At 39.5% G+C, this 25,145-nt stretch carries 22 protein-coding genes; 16 read left to right on the top strand and 6 right to left on the bottom strand.

All coding sequences use genetic code 11. The features are described from left to right. Positions 1–15 precede the first annotated feature (15 nt). The 15 genes from aroK to B9T30_RS06705 all read left to right on the top strand — a co-directional run bounded on the left by aroK (position 16) and on the right by B9T30_RS06705 (position 18,472). A complete protein-coding gene (aroK, locus tag B9T30_RS06780; RefSeq protein WP_074944980.1) occupies positions 16–564 on the top strand; it encodes a shikimate kinase AroK in 549 nt (182 codons plus the stop codon). Between the two features lie 17 nt (positions 565–581). Then, a complete protein-coding gene (gene aroB / locus B9T30_RS06775) occupies positions 582–1,667 on the top strand; it encodes a 3-dehydroquinate synthase (protein ID WP_086184314.1) in 1,086 nt (361 codons plus the stop codon). Between the two features lie 3 nt (positions 1,668–1,670). Then, positions 1,671–2,516, top strand: a complete 846-nt coding sequence (locus B9T30_RS06770) for a hypothetical protein (RefSeq protein WP_086184313.1) — start codon at positions 1,671–1,673, stop codon at positions 2,514–2,516. A gap of 455 nt (positions 2,517–2,971) precedes the next feature. Then, positions 2,972–7,447: a glutamate synthase large subunit gene (gene gltB, locus B9T30_RS06760; RefSeq protein ID WP_086184311.1), complete on the top strand. Its 4,476-nt coding sequence runs from the start codon at positions 2,972–2,974 to the stop codon at positions 7,445–7,447. 73 nt (positions 7,448–7,520) lie between these two features. Beyond that, positions 7,521–8,942: an FAD-dependent oxidoreductase gene (locus B9T30_RS06755; protein ID WP_086184310.1), complete on the top strand. Its 1,422-nt coding sequence runs from the start codon at positions 7,521–7,523 to the stop codon at positions 8,940–8,942. 415 nt (positions 8,943–9,357) lie between these two features. Further along, a complete protein-coding gene (locus B9T30_RS06750) occupies positions 9,358–10,242 on the top strand; it encodes a metal-dependent hydrolase (protein ID WP_086184309.1) in 885 nt (294 codons plus the stop codon). Between the two features lie 144 nt (positions 10,243–10,386). After that, the gene (locus B9T30_RS06745) at positions 10,387–10,977 is read left to right on the top strand and encodes a LemA family protein (RefSeq protein ID WP_086184308.1); all 591 of its coding nucleotides are present in this window, start codon (positions 10,387–10,389) and stop codon (positions 10,975–10,977) included. Between the two features lie 28 nt (positions 10,978–11,005). Next, a complete protein-coding gene (locus tag B9T30_RS06740; protein ID WP_413772556.1) occupies positions 11,006–12,079 on the top strand; it encodes a TPM domain-containing protein in 1,074 nt (357 codons plus the stop codon). Further along, complete coding sequence (locus tag B9T30_RS06735; protein WP_086184307.1) at positions 12,073–12,633, top strand: TPM domain-containing protein; 561 nt, start codon at positions 12,073–12,075, stop codon at positions 12,631–12,633. The genes B9T30_RS06740 and B9T30_RS06735 overlap by 7 nt, the downstream gene beginning before the upstream one ends. Positions 12,634–12,838: 205 nt before the next feature. Next, positions 12,839–13,384, top strand: a complete 546-nt coding sequence (locus B9T30_RS06730) for a pilin (protein ID WP_086184306.1) — start codon at positions 12,839–12,841, stop codon at positions 13,382–13,384. Positions 13,385–13,535: 151 nt separating this feature from the next. Further along, positions 13,536–14,909, top strand: a complete 1,374-nt coding sequence (locus B9T30_RS06725; RefSeq protein WP_227518947.1) for a sulfatase-like hydrolase/transferase — start codon at positions 13,536–13,538, stop codon at positions 14,907–14,909. 164 nt (positions 14,910–15,073) lie between these two features. After that, complete coding sequence (locus B9T30_RS06720; protein WP_086184398.1) at positions 15,074–15,583, top strand: pilin; 510 nt, start codon at positions 15,074–15,076, stop codon at positions 15,581–15,583. A 34-nt stretch (positions 15,584–15,617) separates the two neighbouring features. Next, positions 15,618–15,956 (top strand): hypothetical protein, encoded by a 339-nt coding sequence (locus B9T30_RS06715; protein WP_086184304.1) that lies wholly within the window; start codon positions 15,618–15,620, stop codon positions 15,954–15,956. 58 nt (positions 15,957–16,014) lie between these two features. After that, a complete protein-coding gene (tfpZ, locus tag B9T30_RS06710) occupies positions 16,015–16,746 on the top strand; it encodes a TfpX/TfpZ family type IV pilin accessory protein (RefSeq protein ID WP_086184303.1) in 732 nt (243 codons plus the stop codon). An 88-nt stretch (positions 16,747–16,834) separates the two neighbouring features. Further along, positions 16,835–18,472, top strand: coding sequence for an O-antigen ligase family protein (locus tag B9T30_RS06705; RefSeq protein ID WP_086184302.1), 1,638 nt, complete (start codon positions 16,835–16,837; stop codon positions 18,470–18,472). A gap of 342 nt (positions 18,473–18,814) precedes the next feature. On the opposite strand, the gene bfr is transcribed toward B9T30_RS06705, so the two are convergent. The 6 genes from bfr to gmk form a co-directional block, all read right to left on the bottom strand. Beyond that, positions 18,815–19,279, bottom strand: coding sequence for a heteropolymeric bacterioferritin subunit Bfr (bfr, locus tag B9T30_RS06700; protein ID WP_086184301.1), 465 nt, complete (start codon positions 19,277–19,279; stop codon positions 18,815–18,817). Positions 19,280–19,519: 240 nt separating this feature from the next. Continuing rightward, positions 19,520–19,714 carry a bacterioferritin-associated ferredoxin gene (locus B9T30_RS06695; RefSeq protein ID WP_004650582.1) on the bottom strand — a complete coding sequence of 65 codons (195 nt, stop codon included), beginning with the start codon at positions 19,712–19,714 and terminating at the stop codon, positions 19,520–19,522. A gap of 511 nt (positions 19,715–20,225) precedes the next feature. Then, on the bottom strand, positions 20,226–20,609 hold the full coding sequence (locus B9T30_RS06690) for a RidA family protein (protein ID WP_004650581.1): 384 nt from the start codon (positions 20,607–20,609) through the stop codon (positions 20,226–20,228). A 67-nt stretch (positions 20,610–20,676) separates the two neighbouring features. Then, positions 20,677–22,782, bottom strand: coding sequence for a RelA/SpoT family protein (locus B9T30_RS06685; RefSeq protein WP_086164705.1), 2,106 nt, complete (start codon positions 22,780–22,782; stop codon positions 20,677–20,679). A gap of 221 nt (positions 22,783–23,003) precedes the next feature. After that, positions 23,004–23,285, bottom strand: a complete 282-nt coding sequence (gene rpoZ, locus B9T30_RS06680) for a DNA-directed RNA polymerase subunit omega (protein ID WP_004650579.1) — start codon at positions 23,283–23,285, stop codon at positions 23,004–23,006. 76 nt (positions 23,286–23,361) lie between these two features. Continuing rightward, a complete protein-coding gene (gene gmk, locus B9T30_RS06675) occupies positions 23,362–23,985 on the bottom strand; it encodes a guanylate kinase (protein WP_086164704.1) in 624 nt (207 codons plus the stop codon). A gap of 134 nt (positions 23,986–24,119) precedes the next feature. Between gmk and ispH the strand changes: the two genes are divergently transcribed. Further along, a complete protein-coding gene (gene ispH, locus B9T30_RS06670) occupies positions 24,120–25,070 on the top strand; it encodes a 4-hydroxy-3-methylbut-2-enyl diphosphate reductase (protein WP_086184300.1) in 951 nt (316 codons plus the stop codon). Positions 25,071–25,145: the final 75 nt, after the last annotated feature.

Raw genomic sequence — 25,145 nt, 5'->3', positions numbered from 1 at the left:
TAAATAGGTGACTCCTTGCCAAGCAATGAGTTTGAAACCCTGCCAAATATTTATTTGGTAGGGCCAATGGGGGCTGGGAAGACAACGGTTGGTCGACATTTAGCAGAACTGCTAGGACGAGAGTTTCTTGACAGTGATCATGAAATTGAACGTAAGACAGGTGCAACCATTCCTTGGATTTTTGAAAAAGAAGGGGAAAATGGATTCCGTAACCGTGAAACCATGGTCATTAATGAACTTACTGCCCGATCACAACTGGTTCTTGCAACGGGTGGTGGGGTCGTCACTCAAGCTGCGAATCGTGAATTTTTAAAACAACGTGGAATCGTTGTTTATCTCTATACTCCTGTCGAAATTCAATTGCAGCGTACTTATCGGGATAAAAACCGTCCTTTACTGCAAGTTGAAAACCCTGAACAAAAGTTACGTGATTTATTGGCAATTCGTGATCCTTTATATCGAGAAATTGCACATTATATTATTGAAACCAATCAGGGTGCTGCCCGTGATTTAGCGCAAAAAATCTTACATATGATTGTTTCTCAAGAAGCAGATTTAGTCTAATTAATGGTTTAAATTTCATGCAAACTTTACATGTTGAACTCGGCGATCGTCGATATCCTATTTTTATTGGCAGTGATTTAAACCCACAATCTTTACTTGAGCCGTATATTCACGGAAAACAAGTCATGATTGTAACCAATACAACAGTTAAGCCTTTGTATTTAGATCATTATGTGAGTGCAATTGAGCGTTTAGGCAAAACAGTTGCAACATGTGTTTTGCCTGATGGTGAAAAATATAAAAATATTGAACATTTAAATTTAATTTTTGATGCTTTGTTAGCAGCGGGCTTTAATCGTGATGCGACAGTTTTAGCCCTCGGTGGAGGGGTGATTGGAGATATGGCTGGTTTTGCATCAGCATGTTTCCAGCGCGGTGTTTATTTTATCCAAGTGCCAACCACGCTTTTATCTCAAGTGGATTCCAGTGTCGGCGGGAAAACAGGCATTAATCATCCTTTAGGTAAAAATATGATTGGTGCATTCCAACAGCCCCAAGTGGTGTTGGCCGATATGGCGCAATTAAACACGTTGCCAGATCGTGAACTGTCCGCGGGTTTGGCAGAAGTGATTAAGTATGCCTTATTGGGTGATCTTGATTTTCTAACTTGGCTTGAAGCGAATATGGATGGCTTGGTTGGGCGTGATTCTACATTACTGGCTGAAGCAGTTTATCGTTCATGTGCGCATAAGGCACGAATTGTCGCCAATGATGAAAAAGAGCAAGGTGAACGTGCTCTACTGAATTTAGGTCATACCTTTGGTCATGCTATTGAATCCTATTTAGGTTATGGGGTTTGGTTACATGGTGAAGCCATTGCAACTGGCATGGTGATGGCTGCGGATTTATCGCAGCGCATGGGTTGGATTTCGCTTGATGATGTCGAACGTACAAAAATAATCATTCAACGTGCCCATTTACCCGTAAAATGCCCAGCAATTCCACTGGATGAATTCCTTGGTTTTATGGCACATGATAAAAAAGTGCTGAATGGGCAATTACGTCTTGTACTGATGAAATCTTTAGGACAGGCGGTCATTAGCAAAGAATTTGATCTGGAATTGATGAAGCAAGCGATTTTAACGAATCAAGAGAAGGCATAAGGCATGGCAACCATCCGTACACAATGGCAACGTATTCGAAACTATATCTGGCTCGTGTGTGGGATGGTGTGTTTGTTTGCGGCACTGGTTTTTTGGGCGATTACAGATAGTGATGCATTGGTAGAGGTTGAAAAATCTGCTGAAACTGAGTCTGAGTTGCAAATTCAGCCTGAAAAAGTGGCTGCAAGCAACCTTTTAGGTGCGCTGCAAGACGAAGTGCGTCCTTTAACCATGACGACCCGTGTAGTGACAACGGCAAGCTATGAACCAGAATTTCGTGGCAGTAAATTTATTAATGACAATAAAAATGCAATCACGATCGAGCTGTTTCGAGTGACTGAAGATGATGTTCTTCGAAGTTTTCTTAAAAAACAGGCAGATCGTAGTAACTTTTTTTATATTCGTTTGAATGGCGAAAATCAAATTGAACAATATGTGCTGCTTTACGGTTTATATAAAAATAATGCTGAAGCAAAACAAGCGCTAGAACAATTGCCACTGAAATTTCCAAAGTCGATTCAACCTAAAGTACAAGATATCGAAAATTATGTAACATTGGTGAACGATATGGGAGCGGAAGAAATGGCGACGAATAATAAATTATATGCCATCAACTTAAAATCTGCACCTTTGCCTAAAGTCGATCAAACTTTATTGGCTTTACCTAAACTTAAACCAGCAGTTGCACCTGTTGACCCGAAAACAGCGACCACAACGACCAAGGTGACACGTCGTGATGAGCAAGGTAATGTGGTTGATGTACAAGAATCTCATTCTACGGTTGACCCTGTTGCTAAACAAAGTGGCAGTAAAGCAGCAGAAAAAGAAATTAGTGATCCATTTAATTAAAAATAGAGTTCTAAAATAGAGCAAATTAAGTTATAAAAATATTTATATGCACAAATATAGTGCGAAAAGTGTTTTTTAGAAAATGAGCTTGTGTTGTAGAAACTTTAATATTTCTATATTTAAAACATTTAGCATTGCATTTTCTGAATTGGCATAATTTTTGCTTTATTGGTGCATGAATTGAGTTATTGTCCCTATTTTGGCGCGAAAAGATTCAATGATTGTGCGAAGTTGTTGAATTTACCTGCTTTAAAAGAGTGCGTAAGATCAACAAAACATTTTTGTAATTGATTCATGTATGCAAGATGAAATGCGATTATCTTAAGTATGTGAAGAAAATGATTTGGCTCAATCTTGATCTGCGTGTGAGTAAATTGGACTAAATCGCAAAGAAGATATTTGATTGTTAGACGCCCGCTATATGGGCCATGTTGAAAGAAGGGTACGCTATGCACATGCCATCGCCTAATACTGTAGCTCCCGCTCAAGGTTTATACCAACCGGATGAGTTTAAAGATAACTGTGGTTTCGGTTTAATTGCCCATATGCAGGGTGATGCGAGCCATGATTTGGTCAAGACCGCGATTCATAGTTTAAGTTGTATGACCCACCGTGGTGGTATTGCCGCAGATGGCAAAACAGGGGATGGTTGTGGTTTATTGCTGGCTATGCCAAAAGCGTTCTTCCGTGAAGAAGCCAAAAAACTCAGTGATATTACCCTAAGTGAAATTTTTGCGGTCGGTACTATTTTCTTAAATCTTGATCCCGCTATTGCTGCACATTCAAAACAAATTCTCACCAAAGAAATTGAATCTGAAGGTTTAAAAGTTTTAGCTTGGCGTTTGATTCCAACCAATGTTGAGGCTTTAGGTGAGATTGCATTGCAATCGATGCCAGCCTTTGAACAAATTATTGTCAATTGCCCTATGGGCGTGACTGAGGTTGAATTCAACCGTAAGTTATTCTTGGCACGTCGCCGTGCTGAACAGTTGTTAGTGAATGATTCGTCATTCTATGTCACAACATTGTGTTCAACTGTGATTACCTATAAAGGTTTGATGATGCCTGCTGCGATTGCAGACTTTTATACAGACCTTGCGGATCCACGTTTAGAATCCCATATTGTGGTATTCCATCAGCGTTTTTCGACCAATACTTTACCGCGTTGGCCACTCGCGCAGCCTTTCCGTTACTTGGCACACAATGGTGAAATTAATACCATTACTGCCAACCGTAATTGGGCAATGGCACGTGTGCCTAAATTGGAAAATCCATTATTGCCGGGTTTGACTGAATTAAATCCAATTGTAAACCGTACTGGTTCGGATTCTTCAAGCTTGGATAATATGCTTGAAATTCTGGTCGGTGGTGGTATGGATTTATTCCGTGCACTGCGTATGCTGGTTCCACCAGCATGGCAAAATGTTGAAACTCTAGATGCAGATTTACGTGCATTCTATGAGTTTAACTCTAAGCACATGGAAGCATGGGATGGTCCTGCAGGTCTAGTGATTCAAGATGGTCGTCATGCCATTTGTATGCTCGATCGTAATGGCTTACGTCCTGCACGTTGGGTGATTACCAAAAATGGTTACATCACTTTGGCATCTGAAATTGGGGTTTGGGGTTATCAGCCTGAAGATGTGATTTCTAAAGGTCGTGTTGGTCCAGGTCAAATTTTAGTGGTTGATACCTTCACAGGTAAAGTGCTTGATACGCAAGATGTTAACAAGCATTTGAAAAATATGCGTCCTTACCGTCAATGGTTACGTGAAAATTCAGTTCGCGTCCAAGGTAGTCCAGAGCTTGAAGAATATTTATGTGATCAAGGCTTAAAAGGTGATGACCTAAAAGCAGCACAAAAAATGTTTATGGTGACCTTTGAAGAACGTGATCAATTGCTGCGTCCAATTGCAGAAAGCGGTCAGGAAGCCGTTGGTTCGATGGGTGATGATACGCCAATGGCGGTCTTGTCTCGCCAAGTACGCCATGTATCAGATTTCTTCCGTCAACAGTTTGCACAGGTGACTAATCCACCGATCGATCCATTACGTGAATCGATTGTGATGTCTTTAGAGACATGTTTGGGGCGTGAGCAAAATGTGTTTGAACAAAGTCCTGAACATGCAGATCGTTTGATTATTTCAAGTCCTGTACTTTCAAATTCTAAAATGCACCAAATGCGCACTTTAGGTCGTACAGGCTACGAAATTGCCGACATCGACTTGAACTATGTGGCAACTGAAGGTTTAGAAGCTGCAATTGCACGTATTTGTATTGAAGCTGCTCAAGCAGTTCGTGATGGTAAAACCTTATTGGTGCTTTCCGATAAAAAAATTCGTGAAGGTTATTTACCAGCCAATGCATTAATGGCAACAGGTGCGATTCACCATCACTTGATTCAAGTGGGTTTACGTACCGATGCCAATATTATTGTCGAAACTGGTCTGGCACGTGATCCGCATCAATTTGCCGTGATCTTAGGTTTTGGTGCAACTGCGATTTATCCATACTTGGCTTATGATGTGATCAATGATTTGGTTGCTAAAGGTGAGTTACTGGGTGATCCAATTCACGCCCAAGCCAACTTCCGTAAAGGGATTGAGAAAGGCTTGCTGAAAGTACTTTCGAAAATGGGTATTTCAACGGTTGCCTCTTACCGTGGCGGTCAGTTATTCGAAGCTGTGGGTTTATCCAATGAAGTAGTGGATAAATGCTTTACTGGCGTACCAAGCCGTATTCAAGGGGCAACATTTGCTGACCTTGAAAATGATCTTAAAAAATTGGCCGAAAATGCGTGGAAAACACGTAAGCCAATCGATCAAGGTGGTTTGCTGAAATTTGTATTCGATAAGGAATACCACGCATTTAACCCAGACGTGATCAATGCTTTGCATAAATCGGTACGTTCAGGCAATTATGCCGATTTTAAAGAATATGCAGAATTAGTGAATAATCGTCCGATTGCCACCATTCGTGACCTCTTTAAACTCAAAACGGATAATTCAATTGCCCTTGAGCAAGTGGAATCAGTCGGAGAAATTTTACCGCGTTTTGACTCGGCAGGAATGTCTTTGGGTGCATTGTCTCCTGAAGCGCATGAAGCTATTGCCATTGCCATGAACACCATTGGTGGTCGTTCAAACTCGGGTGAGGGCGGTGAAGATCCTGCACGTTATGGCACCATTCGTAACTCGAAAATCAAGCAGATTGCTTCGGGTCGTTTCGGTGTTACTCCAGCGTACCTAACTTCTGCTGAAGTGTTGCAGATTAAAGTGGCGCAAGGGGCGAAACCAGGTGAAGGTGGTCAGTTACCGGGTGGTAAAGTGAATGGCTTAATTGCCCGTTTACGTTACTCAGTTCCAGGTGTAACCCTGATTTCACCTCCACCGCACCATGATATTTATTCAATTGAAGATTTATCGCAATTGATCTTTGACTTAAAACAAGTCAATCCTCAAGCGATGGTATCGGTAAAACTGGTTTCTGAACCGGGTGTAGGTACGATTGCCGCTGGTGTTGCGAAAGCCTATGCCGACTTCATTACCATTTCTGGTTATGACGGTGGTACAGCTGCTTCTCCACTGTCTTCAATTCACCATGCCGGTTCGCCTTGGGAATTAGGTCTAAGCGAGGCACATCAAGCGCTTCGCGTAAATGACCTGCGTGGCAAAGTACGCGTCCAAACCGATGGTGGTTTGAAAACAGGCTTAGACGTGGTTAAAGCGGCTATTCTTGGTGCTGAAAGCTTCGGTTTTGGTTCAACGCCAATGATCGCATTGGGTTGTAAATACCTACGTATTTGCCACCTCAACAACTGTGCGACGGGTGTTGCAACGCAACAAGATCATTTACGTCAAGAGCATTATATTGGCGAGCCGGAAATGCTGATTAATTTCTTCCATTTTATTGCAGAAGAAACGCGTGAATGGTTGGCAGCATTAGGTGTTTCAAGCCTGAAAGATTTGATTGGTCGTACTGATTTACTCGAAGTATTACCGGGTGATACCGATAAGCATGCACACTTAGATTTAAGTGCCTTGTTAACCTCACATCCTTCTGCGGAAGGTAAGGCACAATACTGCCAAGTTCAAGGCAATGCACCTTTTGACAAAGGCTTACTTGCAGAGAAAATGGTGGTCGAGATGCTTCCGACTATTGAAGCAGGCAAGATTGGTGAGTTTAACTACAACGTTGTCAACTGTGACCGTTCAATTGGTGCGCGTATTTCAGGTGAAATTGCGCGTCGTTATGGCAATTTAGGTATGGAAGCACATCCTGTTGTCATGAATTTGAAAGGGACGGCAGGTCAATCACTGGGTGTTTGGAATGCAGGTGGATTGCATATTAAACTGGAAGGTGATGCCAACGATTACGTGGGTAAAGGTATGGCGGGTGGTCGTATTTCGATTTTCCCACCAAAAGGTTCACCGTTCCAAACTCAAAATACAGCCATTATTGGTAACACCTGCTTGTATGGTGCAACGGGCGGTAAAATCTTCGCTGCTGGTACTGCGGGCGAGCGTTTCGCAGTGCGTAACTCAGGTGCATTTGCGGTGATTGAAGGCGCTGGCGACCACTGTTGTGAATATATGACCGGTGGTATTGTGACTGTACTGGGTAAAGTCGGTCACAACTTCGGTGCGGGTATGACAGGTGGTTTCGCTTATGTGCTTGACCTTGATAATGATTTCGTTGACCACTATAACCATGAGTTGATTGAATTAAATCGTATCTCTACAGAAGCGATGGAAGAACATCAAGAATTCTTAAGCCGTATTTTAGATGAACACATTCAAGAGACAGGTAGTGCGTGGGCGTATAAGATCCGTAATGAGTTTGATTTTTACAGCCGTAAATTCTGGCTTGTAAAACCAAAAGCTGCTAATTTGCAAACGCTTTTGAAAACCACTAAAGCCGATCCACAATAATTCCACGACGAACAGATTGATAGGCAGGTGTAGCGGATAAATAAACCGACTGCACCTACCCACGGAGAGAGACATGGCAGAGCGCCTAAACAATGACTTTCAATTTCTGGATGTAGCACGCCAAGATCCAGAGAAAAAAGATCTCACTGTCCGCAAAGCAGAGTTTGTGGAAATTTATAAACCGTTTACAGCGGAAATTGCGGCCAATCAAACGCATCGCTGCCTCGGTTGTGGTAACCCGTATTGTGAATGGAAATGTCCAGTACATAACTACATTCCAAACTGGTTAAAACTGATTGCTGAAGGTCGTATTTTCCAAGCAGCAGAACTTTGCCATCAAACCAATACTTTGCCAGAAGTCTGTGGTCGTGTATGTCCACAAGACCGTTTATGTGAAGGTGCTTGTACCTTAAATGATGGTTTTGGTGCAGTGACCATTGGTAATGCAGAAAAATATATTAATGACACTGCTTTTGCTTTGGGTTGGCGTCCAGATATGTCTTCTGTAAAGTGGACAGATAAAAAAGTTGCGATTATTGGTGCAGGTCCTGCAGGTTTAGGCTGTGCGGATATTTTAGTACGTAACGGGGTTAAACCTGTTGTATTCGATAAACGTCCTGAAATTGGCGGTTTGCTCACATTTGGTATTCCAGAATTTAAAATGGAAAAAGACGTAATGAAACGTCGCCGTGAAATTTTCACAGGCATGGGCGTTGAATTTCGTTTAAATACTGAAATTGGTACAGATGTCACGATTGAGCAATTGCTTGCAGATTATGATGCTGTCTTTATGGGTATGGGAACATACACTTATATGAAGGGCGGTTTTGCAGGTGAAGAGCAGGATGGTGTGTATGATGCACTGGATTTCCTGATTGCCAATGTCAACCGTACGCAAGGTTGGGAAAAAGACCCAAGCGAGTACATCAGTGTTGAAGGCAAGAAAGTGATTGTGCTTGGTGGTGGTGACACTGCGATGGACTGTAACCGTACTTCAATTCGTCAAGGTGCTGAATCAGTCGTCTGTGCATATCGCCGTGATGAAGAAAATATGCCGGGTTCACGTCGTGAAGTAAAAAATGCACGTGAAGAAGGTGTGGACTTCCAATTTAATCGTCAACCCATTGAAATTGTCGGCGAAAATGGCAAAGTTATAGGCGTTAAAGTGGTCACAACGCAATTGGGTGAAGCGGATAGCCGTGGTCGTCGTAGTCCAGAGCCAGTTCCGGGTTCAGAAGAAATTTTGCCTGCGGATGCGGTACTTTTAGCTTTCGGTTTCCGTGCCAGTCCAGCAGATTGGTTTGCGGGTGTAAACATTGGTTTAGATGGTTCTGGTCGTGTGGTTGCAGCTGAGAAGCAACAATACAAATTCCAAACATCAAATCCGAAAATCTTTGCTGGTGGTGATATGGTTCGTGGCTCTGACTTGGTGGTGACTGCCATTTGGGAAGGTCGTGAAGCTGCTGAAGGTATTTTGGATTACTTAGATATCTGATTGGACATCTGATCGGATATTGGATTAGCTTTTTAAGCTAAGCTGAAAATATTTTAAAAGTGAATCGCTTAAATCCCCCTTTTTAAAAAGGGGGATTTTTTGTTACGGTATGCTTTTCCTCTTTTTGGGAGAAGATGCTCTGCTTTTATAAAGCAGGGTTGGGGAGTTGGGGGGAGACGTTGAATAAAAAAACGATGATATTTTTTTAGAGGCAATAGCTCATTTAGGGGAAAGAAAATGATTGAAAGTAGAGTCTACTTTTTAAAGTGGCTATTTTTTATTTTGCAAAGGTTTTAGACAAAAACCGCTGATCATGTTGTCTCTTTTGGCTAATTGAACAAGCGCTTTTGCCATATAACAGTTGTGATTTACTTCGCATACTAAAATCCATTGTCTATTTTGACTGGATTACTCTATGAGCACCGTGGCGGCAGAAAAATCATATCAAAATCGTCCCAAAGCCATTGGCATTATAGTACGACGTTTACAATTTAATCCTCAGGCCATTCGTCGACATTATTTTGCCAATTCTCCTGTCATGTCACATTTACTTACGGCACTTTCTTCGACTTTCCCGATTGGTGAACAATTTTTTGTGCATAGCGTAAGAAATGTACGCGATAAAGTGAAAGATGAAACCCTGCAAGCGCAAATAGCAGCATTTATTGGACAAGAAGCCATGCATTCCAAAGCACACGCTGAATTCAATGCGGCTTGGCGTAGTGAGGATTATAATTTAGATCGTTTTCAGGCGTGGTTGGCGCGTAAAGATGGCTATGTCAAAAATTTACATCCTAAAATTCAACTCGCGATTACCTGTGCTTTTGAGCATTTTACTGCATTACTGGGCGGTTATATTCTTAGGCATCCAGAGGTTTTGGCGACCTTAGATAAGGATGCCGCAAAACTTTGGGTTTGGCATGCCATTGAAGAAATTGAACATCGGGCGGTGGCTTTTGATGTTTACCAAGCAGTATATGGTGATGATAAAATCCGGCGCATGATTATGCGTAGTGTAACAACGGGCTTTGCCAGCTTAACGCTCTATTCTGCCACACGGTTATTTCTCCAAGATAAGAAAAAAAGTTTGCCGAAAGTGGGCGGAAATATTTTTGGATTGTACTTGCTGGGAAAAATGTTTCTGCAACTTGCTCCAGAATATTTAGCTTATTTTAAACGTGATTTTCATCCTTCTGAAATTGACTATACAAAACTGATTAGTGACTGGAAACAGCGTTTAGCAGAAGACTATCAAGTGGAAAGTTTTCAGCATGAATTAAAGCCAATTTTGCTGAATTAATGAATAAAATAAAAAAGGTGAATCATGATATTCACCTTTTTTATTGACCATGTGGAATACTGAAATTAAACAGAACTCTGTCTAAATGTGTTTACAATAAAAAATATCCAAACAAATACAAAGAAATATAGAGGATGTAAATTGATGAATTTCATGAAGAAAAGTTTAGTCGCTATCGCACTGGTCAGTACCTTAACATTATCGGGTTGTGGCTATAATACCTTACAGGTGAAAGACGAAGCGGTCACGGCATCGTGGTCTGAAGTACAAAACCAATATCAACGCCGCGCCGATTTAGTTCCTAATTTGGTCAATGTGGTTAAAGGCTATGCCAAACATGAAGAACAAGTCTTGACTGAAGTAACGCAAGCACGTGCCAATGTTGCAGGCTTAAAAGTGGATAAAGAAGTGCTAGAAGATCCCGCTTTATTTGAAAAATATCAACAAGCGCAGGCACAGATGACCAGTGCATTATCACGTTTAATTGCAGTGTCTGAAAACTATCCAGACTTAAAAGCCAATGAACAATTCCGTGATTTACAAGTTCAACTAGAAGGCACTGAAAATCGTATTGCTGTGGCACGTAATCGTTATATTACTGCTGTTCAGGACTTCAATTCCTATTCACGTCAGTTCCCGCAAGTCATGACAGCCAAAGTGATTGGTATGGAAACTAAACCGAATTTTAGTGCTGAACAAGGCGCACAAAATGCCCCGAAAGTATCCTTCGATTAAGTCCTGCATGATTGAATAAGGAATGCCGATGTCTGATTTTAATCAACAACACATTTCACCCATAAGCATACTGCAAGCCTTGTTATTGTGTTGCAGTGTATTGATGTGCTCAGTCACGTGGAGTGAGGCGACGACAGCGACGGATGAGAGTGCTGAAGCGGTGGTGCTCGGTAAAATTGTCAAAGATCAACAGACAGCGCAGAATCAAACATCAATTCAAAAAAATACTGAAATAACACTCCAACAACCGAAAATTGCCAATGATCTGGCAGAGGGTGAATCTATTCGTGGATTGCCTACACTCAATGAGCCAGTCGTTGATCAGGCAAATTTACTTTCTGCCGCTGAAAAACAAGCTTTAAGCCAGCGGATTCTCAAGTTACATCAACAAGGCAAAGCGCAAATAGGTGTGGTGATTGTTCCGACGACAGGGCAAGAAGATATTTTTGATTTTGCCATGCGCATTGCAGAAAAATGGCAATTGGGTTCAGCCAAACAAGACAATGGTTTGCTCATGGCCATTGCGGTAAATGATCGCCGAATTCAAATTCTAACTGGTTATGGTTTGGAAGGGGTGTTACCCGATATTGTAGCCAGTCGTATTATTCGTAATCAAATCACACCTTATTTTAAACAAGCCCAATATGCGCAAGGGATTGATGCTGGTTTAGCAGAAATTGAACGTATTTTAAATCTGGATCCTGAAGTGGCAGCGCAAGCCGCAGAGGAATTAAAAGAACGTCAAGCACAAGCTTTACACGAGCAACAAGCCAAACAGAAAACTTTGAGTACGGCATTATTTATCCTCATTGCAGGAATTGTTGGTTCTTTCGTTGTGGGGAAACGCTTAAGTGCTTCAACTGCTGCGGTTGCAGGTACAGTTGCAGGCTTGGTCAATGGTGCAGGCTTAGTGACTAGCCTTTTGATTGGTGGCGGGATTTTCTTTTTACTGATTACAGCTTTGGCACAAACCATTTTTCAGCTGTTTCTAGCTTCCTCTGGTGGTGGACGTGGTGGCAGAGGCGGTGGTGGTTTTGGTGGCGGTGGATATAGCGGTGGTGGCGGTGGTTTTGGCGGGGGAGGAGCATCAGGCTCATGGTAACAACAACAGATACGACAGAAATTGTCACACAGCCGAAAATTGAAGAAATCGCGCAGCCAAGCTTTAAGCGTTGGCTCAAGCATTTCTTTTTTATGCCAGCAACTAAGCGTTATTTTTCCAAACAGGATCAATATGAAATTGCACAAGCTGTGCAACATGCGGAGCAGGGTCATGTTGGAGAAATACAGGTGGTGATAGAGGGCTGTATTCCATCAAATCAAGCGTATCAGCAAACTGTTCATATGCGGGCAAGACAGCTTTTTGCTGAACTGGGTGTTTGGGATACCGAGTTAAATAGCGGTGTACTGCTCTATCTAAACTTATGTGAGCAAAAAGTTGAAATTGTGATTGATCGCGGCATTCAAAAAGCAACCGAACAAGTGGTTTGGGATCGGATTTGTCAAAATATAATTCAACAACTGGCAGCACAGCACTATAAAGTAGCTGTTATAAAGGGTGTGGAAAGTATTGGAGAGGTATTAATTGAGTTTTATACACATGCCATAGCCGATCAGCAGAATGAATTGAGTAACGAACCTATAATATTGGGCTAGAAAACAGTGTTTAAGTGACAAAAAATGTCATTTTTTTACCTAAAAAAACATTAAAACCACACTGTAACAATTTTATTTTTTTAAAGTGCTGTTTTTTCTGTTAATTTTATTATAATCACTCTTGGCATATTTAGTGCTATACATAAAATAAGCTAAATAAGTTTATAAAGCTTATAAAAATTAACAAACATTTGTGGAGAATGTTATGAAATCAGTACAAAAGGGTTTTACTCTTATTGAATTAATGATCGTTGTCGCGATTATCGGTATTTTGGCTGCAGTGGCTATTCCTGCGTATCAAGACTATACAGTTCGTGCGAAAATTTCTGAAGTAATCGTGGCTGGTGCATCTGCTAAATCTGCAATTTCTGAAGGTTTCCAAACCAATGGTATGGATGGTGTTAACTCTGCTGCTCAATCAGTAACTAAAGGTTCAGCAACTCAACCTGTAAGTAAGTATCTAGAATCTATTGCCGCAGCTACAACTACAGGTGTGATTACTTTAACGACAACTGCTGATGATAGCTTACCGACAGATGCTAGACAGAAAACAATTCTTATGTCTCCTTATGCACGTGCTGCTGGTGTAGGAACGGCACCTGGTGCAAATGCAGTATTAGCTGCTGGTGCTTCAGGTTCAGTGGAATGGGCATGTGCAACAACAACTTCGGTACAAGCTGAAAAACGTCTTGCAGCTCTTTCTACAAAAGGTACTTTACCTGCGAAATATGCACCATCTGAGTGCCGTTAATATTAAAATTTGAACTTTAAGGTATGAATATAAGAAGGCCAGATTTATCTGGTTTTCTTATATTTAATGAAACAAAAAATCATTTTTAGCTTAGAGTTAATTGTATTCAATGATATCCCTTTTATTATTAAAAAAAAAGATTACTACTTTGATGTTTTTTGATTTTTCAAAAATTATACTTATTATTTTTATACCAAATTTTATTTTTTTATCGGTTTCATTTTTTACAGTAACATCAAGACCATTGATTAATATTGATTACTTAATCGCTTTATTATTCCTATTTTCCCCTTCGAAACTGATGCGTCTGAGTGGGGTAGTATTATTTATTTTAGCGATGTTATTTGATACGGTGATGTTTATTATTCAAATATTTCCTTTCATGGATTTTGCTGCAATACGTTATTTGTCCTCATTTGTTTCAATTGCACCGAAAAATTATTTAGCCATATTGATTGGATTTTTAATATGTATGGGTATTGTTTTATGGGGGACAATGTATTTATCAAAAATAACAGCAAGAATATATGCAATTTTTATGATAGTTGTTTTGCTGGTTATTACTTCGGTATTTATGCAATTACGTATCACTTATGCTGAATTTCAGGCGATTTTGGGTAGGGATAATTATTTCATCGCTCATAGTCAAATGCTTTTATATCAAGAAATTACAAAAAGTCAATTTTGGGATGAATCAAATATTATCCCTAAACTAGCACCTTTACAAACGAAGCAACGGCGTGCAGCAAATTATCTACAGCAGCCATCATCTTCTAAAATATTATATATAGTTGCAGAATCATGGGGTGCTTTAAGAAATAATGCTGCACAAAATTTAGTGATGCAGAATATCATTAAGCAAAAGGAAAATTTAGAATTTATTAATTATGGATCATTTTATACTATAGGTTCAACTGTAGCTGGTGAATTACGTGAATTATGTAATTTGGAATTACTAAATAATGGGTTTGCATTTAGTCGATTAGAAAAAGAAAAATTTTCTAGTTGTTTGCCGAAAAAATTTGCACAAAACGGTTATAAAACAATTGCTTTACATGGTACTAGTGGTCTACTTTATGATCGGACAGATTGGTATGTTAAAGCTGGTTTTCAGGAAACATTGTTTGGTGAACACTTTATTGGGCTTCCTCGTTGTCGTGCCTTTAATGGTATTTGCGATAATGCACTTATAGATGTAATAGTAGATAAGTTTTCAAGTTATTCTCAACAAAATCTATTTTTCTATTGGATGACGTTATCATCACACCAGCCGTATTCTGAAAAGGATATTTACAATAGGCGTTTTAAATGTGAGGCTTTTAATATGCAGTCGAAGGGGGAAATCTGCCGAAATACTCTTTTGGAGACGCAATTCTTAGATAATATCGCTGAGTTAATTCAAAAACCGCAAATGAAAGGGGTAGAGGTAATTATTGTTGGGGATCATCAGCCACCAATTTTTGGTTATGACATCGAATATGTACATCCATTGACTGTGAGTTATTTGCATTTTAAAGTAAAGTAATCATCTCCTGTTTAAAAATAAATCAACCTAATAAATATTGTCATATTGTGACTAAAATAACATAAAATAATGTATGATTTTTTTAAATTATTGATTAGTAATATTTTTTTTTTGGCATGCTTTTTGAGGTATAAAACACTAAATAGTATTTAGAGATAAGCATGATGAAAAAAAATCAAGGTTTTACCCTTATTGAATTGATGATTGTGGTTGCCATTATTGGAGTTTTAGCTGCTATCGCAATTCCTGCATATCAATATCATTCAGCTCGTGCAAAAATTAGTGAAGTATTGACACAAGCAAGTCCTGCTAAAATATTAGTCAGTGAGGCTTTTATGACAAATGGTATTTCTAGTGTAGTGGCAGCAGCTACAGAATACAACGCTAGAGCAGCCACAGAGAAAAAAACTCAATATGTTTCTGATATGCAAATAGGTAATGATGGGGTAATTACTGTTACGCTTACGACAAATGGTAGTGTGGGTTTACCCAGTGATGTTTTAGGGAAAACATTGGTCTTGACACCTAATATAGGTGGCGCAAAATTGACAACCACAATAGGAAGTATTGATTGGGCTTGTGCTTCTGCAAGTGCGAATAATGCAGCAGCTAAAAGTTTAGTTGCTGATTTGGGAACTTTAGCAGCACAATATGCACCGTCAGAGTGTCGTTGATTAAAAGTAAATTTTTCAATTTGAGAAAATAAGTATGCCAAAAATGACTAAAGAACAACGAGATGATTTTTTACGTATCGAGTGCGTGATAATGGTCGCAAGATATTTGGATATTATCAGTGATCAATATTTACCTCTAGATCAATTTGATTTATTAAAGGATAGAGTTGTTGAAAAATCACCAGAAGTGGCAGAAAAGTTAGAGAATTTTCAAAATATTTATAAAGAATGGTTTCAAACTATTGTTGAAAGTGAAAGTTTTAGTATAACAACAAAAGAAGTTGATGTGATTCTTAAAAAAGATAAAGCGAGGGAAACTCTAAGTCAGGTTTGTGTTCAATATCGTAAAGATAATAATCTTCCTGAAATCTAAGATAAATATTTGAAATTCGCCATAGAATCTAAATTAATCATTTGTGATGCAGTATCTAATGTCTAAACACCTTAAATTTTTCCTCACTCATTTATCTATTTCATTACTGATTGTTTTGTTGGTTATTGGGCTTGTGTTCTTTGTCTGGTATCCATCACCTTTGGCTCAGGCAGTTGGTGTTACTCACATTTTTTTAATGCTCTTGGTTGTAGATGTTGTGATTGGACCATTATTAGGTCTATTGGTTTATAAAGAAGGTAAAAAAACCCTTAAATTTGATTTAACGGTCATTATTGCTATTCAAATTGCAGCGCTATGCTACGGTATTTATAGTATCGAGCAAGGTCGCCCTGCTTGGCTTGCTTATAATGTAGATCGTTTTGAGTTGGTGCGAAAAAATGACATTATTCAAGATAATCTGAACCAAGCCCAACCACAATTTCAGCAACTTTCTTGGTTAAAACCACAATTTGTTGCTACAGAATTTGCCAAAAATACTCAGCAGCGGAGTGATGATATGTTTGCAGAAGTTTTGGATGGTATTTCTCTCGCACAACGTCCAGAGCGTTATGTCGAGCTAAACAAAGCAAAAAAACAAATGCAACAACGCGAACAAAAACTTGAATTATTACAGCAGTACAATAACAAAACAGATGTAGAAAAAGTCTTAGCCAAATATCCACAGGCAACTGCATTTTTACCGATGAAAGCCAGTGTTGTAGATATGACTGTTTTGATAGATCAAAAAGCCAATGTGGTTAAAATTGTAGATTTACGTCCATGGCACTAAATCATTAAGAATGATGTAAGAAAAGCAGATTATCAATTCATCTGCTTTTTTATTATCATAGGCCCATTCTATTTTCACTGATTCAATCATGAAATTTTTCTTATTGCTTTTAGCCAGTGTATTCATTGCCCTTGGCTGGCTTTTGCCTATCCATTACCGCCCGTGGGTGACGTATACGGGTGAGCTGTTTGCTTTTTTATCGCTGTTTGCCCTTGCCGCCATTTATTTAAAAGACAAAATTAAGTTACCTGTAATCAGTCTGCCTTTATTGTTTTTGGCTGGCGTGCCTCTGTTGCAATATTTCTGCGGTGAACTCTTCTTCTTTGACAAAGCCTTACTCTGTTCTCTCTTTGTTTTCGGATTCTGGCTGTGCAGTGTGTTGGGATATAACCTGACCCAAAACAAATTAGACAGAGAAAATATTTTTATTGGCTTTAGCACGGTTTTACTCTTGTCTGGAACCCTGACGGGCATTATCGCCATTTGCCAATGGTTAACGCTTGATGCCTATATTCCGGGCATGGTGAATATGCAGAATGCTGTGCGCCCATACGCAAACTTTGCTCAACCGAATAATATGGCGACATTTTTGATCATGTCATTACTCGGTTGCGTATATTTATATGAAAAACAGAAAATAAAAACCTGGGTTCTTAGTCTTTGTACCTTTATTTTGATTTTTGCGGTGGCGCTGAGTCAGTCGCGGACTTCTTGGGTCGCCTGCTTATGTATTCTTGTTTATGGCGCTTATCAGCAGTATAAGGGGCTGATCACACTTAAGTGGTATTACACACTGGCATGGCTTGCACTCTTTATAGGGGTAATCACGCTATTACCGATTGCTACGCAATGGATTGGACAAGTCACAGATTTGGATATCGCTCAAACCAAAACGGCTGCTGAGCGTGCAACAGGAGATATGTCTCGCTTAGCCATTTGGCAGCAAATGCTGCATGCCATTTTAGATCGTCCTTGGTGGGGCTATGGTTGGAATCAAACCAGTGTTGCTTATACTTTGGTGAGTGATCATTTTCAGGGACCCGTCTGGATTCGTAGCGCACATAACTTTATTCTTGATTTTGTGCTGTGGAATGGTTTGCTGATTGGTATTCCATTTTTGGCCTACTTCGGCTACTGGGGTTATTTGCTAAATAAGCATGTCAATTCAGTAGAGTCCGTAATTGGTATTTTAATGATTGGGGCGGTGCTGGTTCATGCCATGCTCGAATTCCCGCAATATTATGCTTATTTCTTGCTTCCTGTGGGTTTTATTCTGGGGCTAGTGCAATCACAACAATCCAATATCAAGACCATTACGCTTTCACCGAATTATATGCGAGTGCTTTATGTTGTCTCGCTGCTGTTATTGGGATTGATTATTCGAGATTATTCGGTTGCTGCTGCAAAGCTGAATCAATCGATACGTTATGAAAAAACACCAGAAAAAATAACCAATCAAAAACCAATTTATTTACTTGAAGAGTTTGATCGACGGATTGAATGGATTCGTATGAGTCCATATACCAAACGCAATGAGCAAGAGTTGCAAGAAATTCGAGAAATGGTTTTAAACTATCCGACCAAATACGATCTGATTAAATATGCCAAAGTACTGGCTTTTAATGGTCATGAAAAAGAAGCTAAACATCAGCTTTGGTTACTGAAAAAATTAGGAAAAATGGATCTAGATTATGCTTCACTAGCACAGCCCATTGCTAAAAAGTAGAACAGCAAATGTAAAACAACCAGTCAATTAATAAATTGACTGGTTGTTTATTTTAAATTCATGATGTTATTCGATACGCGGAAACGTCATCCGCAATTGTTCGAGGCAAGATTACTTTGGAAAAGTACAGTTTCTGCGATGAATTGATCAATAAAAGGGATTTGACGAGTTTTGCGGATGACAAATGTTTTTGGTTCTTTTGGCGTAACAAAAGAACGAACGAGCTCCAAATACCTGATCCAAAAAGGTAAGACTCCGTCATGAATAACCAGAAAGCCAAGGGCTCTATTTCTAGAATCCTTAACTGACTGGCATTAGTCAATTGACTGGCTATTTTGTAGATTAAATTTGACTTTGAATATAATTTTCGATGCCCACTTTTTCAGCTAAATCGAGCTGAGTTGTAGTCCAGTCCCAGTAAGCTTCTTCTTTTTCTAAAATTTCTTGCACAAGGTCACGGGTCACATAATCCATTTCCTGCTCAGCTAAGCTGACAGCTTTTTGTAGCGCTTCAATATTTTCTTTGACCTTACGCACATCACAATTGAGCACTTCAATGGTGTGTTGGCCAATATACAACTTACCTAAATGTTGTAAATTCGGTAAGCCTTCTAAAAATAAAATACGTTCAATAATTTTATCCGCATGTTTCATTTGCTGAATCGATTCTTTGTATTCCGCAGAACCCAGTTGTTCAATTCCCCAGTCATTAAACATACGTGAATGGAGAAAATATTGGTTAATAGCGGTTAAATGGTGGAACAGCACCTGATTTAACTGATTAATTACATCGCGATTGCCTTTCATGGGAAATACTCCATCAACAATTTCTGCCTTAACCATTTGTCAGGCAATCAAAAATTATTATTGCAATTATTTTAAACAAGAACAGAAACAATGGCGAGTAATTTATAGAACGGCAAATGAAAATCGCAATCAAGAGCAATTGATGCTTAAGTTTTGATGAGAAAAAACCCGCTTAGAGTCATAAGCGGGGGAGGAGTGATCTTTCGATCATCAAAACAGTATAATTATAACAATAGAGATTTAAGCCGCATAAGACAGGCGGGCAGCCAGATCTGAGAGTTCATCACTAATGATTGCGCGAGCTTCTGGCGCGCAGCGACCACAGCATGTTCCTAGATCAAGTAAATCACGAATTTCACGATAGCTTTCAGCACCATTTGCTACGGCATCTTTAATATCTTGATCTGTAATACCACGACATAAACAAACGTACATTTGAGACTGGCCATAAGAGTGAAATGGGATAAGTAATATTATTGATAATTGTTATCGTTTGTCAATGTATTTCATTTGAAATGACATTCATTTTAATTGGATTTTTGAATGAAAAAACACCACTTTATTGGTTAATGCCAGTCGGTTAAGAAATTGACTGGAATTTTATTTTTTAAATTCATAATGTTATTCGATACGCGGAAACGTCATCCGCAACTGTTCGAGGTAAAACTATTTTAAAAAAGTAAGGTTTCTGCGATTTATTAATCAATAAAAGGGGTTTGGCGAGTTTTGCGGTGAGGCGCACTGCGCCGCAAGATGCCTTTCTTGCGAAGCTCTGCTTCTCATTTGGGCTTATCCAAAGTAATAGATGAGCTCCAAGTATTTGATTTAAAAAATATAAGACTCCGTCACGAACAACTAAAAACTAAGGACTTTATTTCTAAAATCCTTAACTGACTGGCATTAATTTATTGGTGGTGTTTGATAAAAATATTTAACTATTTGATTTTTAGTTATTAATAATAACAATGCCATCCATTTCGACTAAAGCACCTTTGGGTAAGCTTGCAACGCCTAATGCTGCACGTGCAGGGTAAGGTTGTGCAAAGTATTCACCCATAATCTGATTCACTAGCTGGAAGTGTGAAAGATCAGTCATGAAAATGTTGAGTTTGGCGATATCTGCTAGCGAACCGCCTGCTGCTTCACAGACTGCTTTTAAATTATCAAATACGCGACGAATTTGTGCCTCAATTCCTTCAACCAATTCCATACTGTAAGGGTCTAAACCAATTTGACCTGAAAGGTACAGCGTATTTCCCACTAAAATTGCTTGAGAATAAGTACCAATTGCTGCAGGTGCATTTTCAGTATGAATGACTTGGCGGGACATTGATTTCTCCTTATATTGTCTGAAAACATCATAGCGCATATCCATGAATTAGGGGGATATGATTGAATTAACTTGCTTTTGATGCTTCTGAAATATTAATCGGTTGGGCTAAGCGAGTAATACGTGGAAAGCCAAAATGCATGCGTAAATCACGAATGATTTGTGCAATTTGCTTACGATTGTGTACCACAATGTTGACGTAAGTTTTGTCTTCGTGGCTGTGTACCATTTCTACACCAGTTTTTTCTTTACGGCATTGATAGATGAGGTCAGAGATTTGTTCATCATTCATGACCATATCAATACTTAAGTAGGCTGTAAAACTAATATCATTGGCATCATCTGACGTCCAATGTAAAGGCATGATGTTTTCTGGATGCAAATGTTGTTCGTGCAAAAGATTATGACAACGTGCACGATGTACAATTAAGCCACGACGGGATAAATGCCCTTGAATCGGGTCGCCGAGTACAGGATTACAGCAATGTGCATATTTAACATCAACGCCTTCCGTGCCTTGAATTAGACGAGTGGACGCTTGAGAATCGATGTTTTGACCTTGTGCAAAGAGATGATTTGCAACCAATTGAGGCAGTAAGTCACCCACGGCAATTTGTTCAAAGAGTTGCTCTTGAGATTCAATATGCCGCCATTGCAGGATATCCAACCAATCAGCATCGGTTAAATCTGTGATTGAGCGATTAAAGAGCTTTAGGGCACGGTTTAATGCCTGTTGACCAACCAATTGTTGCTCTTCAATATCTTGATCACGCAAAATATTTTGAATTGCACGCCGTGCTTTTTGAGTGTTAATAAAGCTGAGCCAATCTGGATTGGGTGTTGCCAAAACATCAGTAATAATTTCAATTACTTGTCCACTAACCAAAGGTGTGGAAAGTGGCTTGATTTCGCCATTTATTTTTGCGCCCACAGCATGGTTGCCTAAAAATAGACTGGCTGAATAAGCAAAATCAACAACTGTGGCACCTTGTGGAAGTTCGTGTAAATGACCGTGTGGGGTATAGACCCAAATTTTTTCTTGATGTAAATAATCTAAAAGATCGCTAAAGGTGGTTTTTGCACAAGCACCATCAATCAGGACATTGAGGTTTTGCATCGAGGCTTGAATGGCTGAACGACACGCTTGGGGTGCATTTTCACCTAAAATCACACCGAAACGGGCTGCTTTACGCATCAGTTCAGTTTGAATGGTCAGTGATAAAGTGGTTTTTTCACCTTTTAAACGCATTAGTAACGATTGATTGCCACCAGGCAGTGGGCGACGAATATGATCTTCATAATGTAAGATTTGGAAATTTTCCCGCAAAATTTCTGCTAAACGGTCACAGTCAGCAATGCTCTGTAAAATGATTTCAAACGCATGACTATGCGTAAGTTCTTGTAGATCAATATCATTTTTGACAAAGTGACGCAGTAATTCAATATTGTTATTTTTCTTTTTAATACGACCAGAGATTTGATGTTGTTGTAGCAATTCAGTCAGATTTTTTTCCCAAAGACTTTGATATTCACAGCGTTTAGGTTTGGTTTGTAATAATGCTTCTTGCACATTATTGAACATATCTAAATCAAGATTTTGATAGCACAGATGTTCTAAGTTATCCGCCATTTCATTCATGCCGACGATACGTGCCATCGGAACAAAAATATCAGAGGTTTCTTGTGCGATACGCATGCGTTTATCTGGACGTAATGAGCCCAAAGTGGTCATGTTGTGATAACGGTCTGCAAGCTTAATAATAATGACACGAGGGTCTTGTAGCGTTGCTTGCAGGATTTTACGGAACGAGGCTGCCTTATTGTATTCTTTATCGCTGGAATGGCTGAGTTTAGTTACACCATCGACCAATTCGGCTACGGTGCGACCAAATTTTTCAGCAATATCATCTTTGTTGAATTCAGTATCTTCGATCACATCATGTAACAGTGCAGCCATGAGGGTTTCGGCATCTAAGCGCATATGCGAAAGAATACTACTGACTGCAATCGGGTGTAAAATATAAGGTTCACCACTCTTACGCGTCACGCCATCATGTGCAAGATCTGCATAATCGCAGGCCGCAAGCACGCGCTCGACATCGCTTGCATCTAGGTAAGCGTCGATAATGATTTTGAGCTGTTGTCTGGCTTGGCTGACCTGTGGGCCTGGCATATAACACCTTTACTACTTAAGTTTCTACAATTTAAATCGCTAGACCTTTAATGAAAAACATATTGCATGACTTGTCAAATTTTTCATTCAAAAAAAAGCAAAAAGATACCTTTGAAATAACGTATCTTTATACTTATGTTATAACGGTTATTGAGCAAATATAAAAGTTATCCAATAAAAAAAGCCTAGTTAAAAACTAGGCTTTTTCAAGATTTTTTTTCTTATTGGAAAGAAAAGCCATCTAAATTCAGATTGTTTGCAGAAAGTGCAAGGTCAAGACTCGAAGTTTGATAGTCTTGATCACGTTGTTTCAAAATATCTTTCGACACATGACCAGCAGCAATTTCACGTAAAGCAACTACAGTCGGTTTGTCGTTATCCCACTCTACAGTTGGTTCGATACCTTGACGTGCCAATTGACGCGCGCGCTTGCTTGCCACTAGTACAAGCTCAAAGCGGTTGTCTACATGGTCTAAACAATCTTCAACGGTTACGCGTGCCATAAGAATTCTCGTTTGAATATTAAATTTGAACAGACTGAGCAGTATAAAAGGCTTTGACTGTAGACTCAAGTTTTAATCACGATTCAATCGGCGTTATTAATTTTTGAATCAATTCTTGATGACGATTGGCTTGTTGTGACAAACGCAAACGATTGGCAATAATCACCGATTCTAAGTCGTGTAATGCCTTATTAAAGTCATCATTAATAATCAGATAGTCAAAGTTAAGATATTGTTGCATATCTTCAACTGCGCAGCTTAAGCGGTGTTCAATGACTTCGACAGAGTCGGTGCCCCGATTGGACAAGCGTTGACGCAAATCAAATTGGCTTGGTGGTAAAATGAAAATTTGTTGAGATTCAGGGAAAAGTTTACGAACTTGTTCTGCACCTTGCCAATCAATTTCAAGTAACACATCATGACCTTTAGCCAATTGTTGTTTTACCGTGGCTTGAGCTGTGCCGTAATAGTTACCAAATACTTCAGCATATTCAATAAAACCACCTTGCTGAACTAAAGCAAGAAAATCTTCTTTTTGAGAAAAATGATAATGCACACCGTCGAGTTCACCCGGGCGTTGACCGCGAGTTGTGTGTGAGACAGAAACGTGTAAATTGTTCACACGCTCAAGTAGGGCTTTAACCAGAGATGTTTTGCCTGTTCCAGATGCAGCAGAAACGACAAACAAGAGACCCGACATGATATTTTTCCTGATATGATAAAATATCTTCTCTATTTTAGAGCAGACTATCGTCAAACTAAAGAGCTGATCGTAGTTTGTTTGCATTTATTTCAAATTATTCAGTTTAAATTCGAGTGAGCATTGAGGGTCTTATGGAAATTGTATTGGCCAATCCACGTGGTTTTTGTGCAGGTGTCGACCGTGCAATTGCGATCGTTAATCGTGCACTTGAGTGTTTTAATCCGCCCATTTATGTGCGCCATGAAGTCGTACACAATAAATTTGTGGTGGATGATTTACGTCAGCGTGGGGCGATTTTTGTTGATGAGCTGGATGAAGTTCCAGATGACAATATTGTGATTTTTAGTGCGCATGGTGTGTCTAAAGCTGTGCAAATTGAGGCTGAACGTCGCGGTTTAAAAGTATTTGATGCAACTTGTCCCTTAGTGACCAAAGTACATATTGAAGTGACGAAATATGCCCGTGAAGGGACAGAAGCGATTCTAATTGGTCATGAAGGTCACCCAGAAGTTGAAGGCACCATGGGGCAATATGACAAAAAAAACGGTGGGGAAATTTATTTGGTCGAAGATGAAGCGGATGTCGCTGCATTAACCGTTAAAGATCCAGAGAAAGTGGCTTTTGTAACCCAAACCACATTGTCGATTGATGATACAGCCAAAGTGATTGATGCTTTACGGACTAAATTTCCACATATTCAAGGGCCACGTAAAGATGATATTTGCTATGCCACACAAAACCGCCAAGATGCTGTGCGTGATTTAGCCAATCAATGTGATGTGGTTTTAGTGGTAGGGTCGCCAAACTCATCAAATTCAAATCGCTTACGTGAATTGGCTGAACGTATGGGCAAGCAGGCTTATTTGGTTGATAATGCGGATCAACTGGATCAAACATGGTTTAATGAAAAGACTAAAATTGGGGTTACTGCTGGTGCATCTGCCCCAGAAATTTTAATCAAACAAGTCATACAACGTTTACAAGATTGGGGTGCTAAAGCACCAGAAGAACTAGCAGGGCGTGAAGAAAATATTACCTTTAGTTTGCCGAAAGAGTTACGTATCTCTGTAATTCAGGCATAACTGTTAAAGAAGTAACATTCTCTTTAAATTCTTAATTTGACAGGTAATTGTATTTTGGCAATTATCTGTTTTTTT

This window comes from Acinetobacter sp. ANC 4973 (assembly GCF_002135275.1).
Taxonomy (GTDB): Bacteria; Pseudomonadota; Gammaproteobacteria; order Pseudomonadales; family Moraxellaceae; genus Acinetobacter; species Acinetobacter kyonggiensis.
Note: the sequence above shows the minus strand (reverse complement) of the source record. Positions and strands in the feature narration are given on the sequence as shown.